1 protein-coding gene is annotated in these 1,786 nt (G+C 44.0%); it reads right to left on the bottom strand.

Features of this window, described 5'->3' with window-relative positions:
• Positions 1-130 precede the first annotated feature (130 nt).
• On the bottom strand, positions 131-1,786 hold a 1,656-nt coding region (locus tag VLN09_RS09865), incomplete at its 5' end, for a heavy metal translocating P-type ATPase (RefSeq protein WP_325246063.1).

The following is a 1,786-nucleotide window of genomic DNA, read 5'->3' as shown; positions in this document are numbered from 1 at the left end:
TAAGCTATCTACAAGACTAATCTAAATATTATCTAACTGTTATCTAACTGTTATTTTGCATGAAAAAACCCACTTTTAATAAAAAGCGGGTTTTTTTACGGATCAAATTAAACGTTTATTGAAAATAGTATTAAGCACGTTTTAGACGCAGCGCATTTAATACCACAAATAGTGAACTTAACGACATTCCAATAGCAGCCAGCCAAGGTGGCACATAACCTAAAGCCGCTGGTATTAATACGCTACCGTTATAAATAAGTGCCCAACGCAAGTTTTGCTTGATAATACGTTTCGTTTTATCAGCAATACGTTTTGCCGCAATAATAGCTTCGATTTGTCCGTTTAAGATAATGCTATCGCTAGATACTTGCGCTAAATCTGCTGCACCAGCAATCGAGGTTGAGACATCTGCGGCTGCCAATACTGGCGCATCATTAATACCATCACCAACCATCAGCACCACTGCCCCTTTAGCTTGCAGCTGCTGAATATGATTGACCTTGTCTGTTGGCGACAAACCGTTATAGGCTGACTGCATACCCAAACTTTCAGCCATTACCAGTGCTTGCGGGCTTGGATCACCGGTCAACATAATCGACTCAATACCCAACTCTTTCAGCGTATCAAGCATCGACTTAGCGCTATCACGCACCTTATCATTAAAATAAAAACACGCCAGCGCTTGCCAGCTTGCTGATTCATTCTTTTGACAAGATAAGACTACCGCTGAACTGGCTCGCTCGGTAACTAAATCAATGACTAAATCATGATTATCATCATTCGTTTTGTCCAAGGCAAAATCTGCATGACCGATTCGATATAATACTCCATCAATTATCGCTTCAACCCCGCCTGCTGGATAATGCTGTAAAGCTTGTGTAGCAGGCAGATGCAGCTGATAAGCAGCTGTCAAGAGTGCGTGCGCAATCGGATGACGACTGCCCACCTCTAACGCCGCGGCAATTGCTAGTAGATTGTCCTTTTCATCGTTTGTGTCTGCTGTCGCATCATTGGCTGCTAACAAGTCTATGTTTAGTAAATTAGGCTTACCATAGGTTAATGTGCCCGTTTTATCAAAAGCCACATGAGTAATCTCAGCAAGCGTTTGTAGCGTGTGCCCACGTGTGGTCAAAAAGCCATAACTTGCCAAACGGTTGGTCGCTACAGTCAGGGCAATTGGAGTCGCTAGAGATAATGCGCAAGGACATGTTGCAACCAATACTGCGACCGTTGCCCAAATCGCTTGGCTTGGGTCAACGATATACCAGCCGATAAATACTAAGACAGATAAAACAAGTATCCGAGCGACAAACCACCGTGCCAGCTTATCTGCTTGCTGTGCCAGTTTTGGTTTCTCACTCATGGCACGGTTCATTAGCCTGTCAATCAAACCTATCTGGCTGTCTTCTGGCAGCGCTGTGACCAACATCTCAAATGGCTGACTGTCATTTTGGGCGCCGCCGACGATATAATCGCCTTGGGTTTTGATGATTAAATCACCTTCACCCGTCAGTAAACTTTGCGAAACTGTGGCGGTTGAGCTGAGCAAGATACCATCACTTATAATCTCAGATCCCGCCTCAACCATGATGATATCACCCACTTGCAAGCTATGAGCGGTCACCATCTGCTTTTCTTTTGTCTCATCATTTGTATTTGAGACAGCCAATCTTTGCTGACGAGTCCGCTGCCATTCTTGAGCAATACGTGATGTCAATTGATGGACATTAGCATCCATACTCTGCATAAAACTGGGCGTAGCGCTCGCTATATTTTGGCTACTTAT

The organism is Psychrobacter sp. (genome assembly GCF_035469765.1).
Lineage (GTDB): Bacteria > Pseudomonadota > Gammaproteobacteria > Pseudomonadales > Moraxellaceae > Psychrobacter.
The sequence above is the reverse complement of the archived record's forward strand: the minus strand, read 5'-3'. Positions and strand labels throughout refer to the sequence as shown.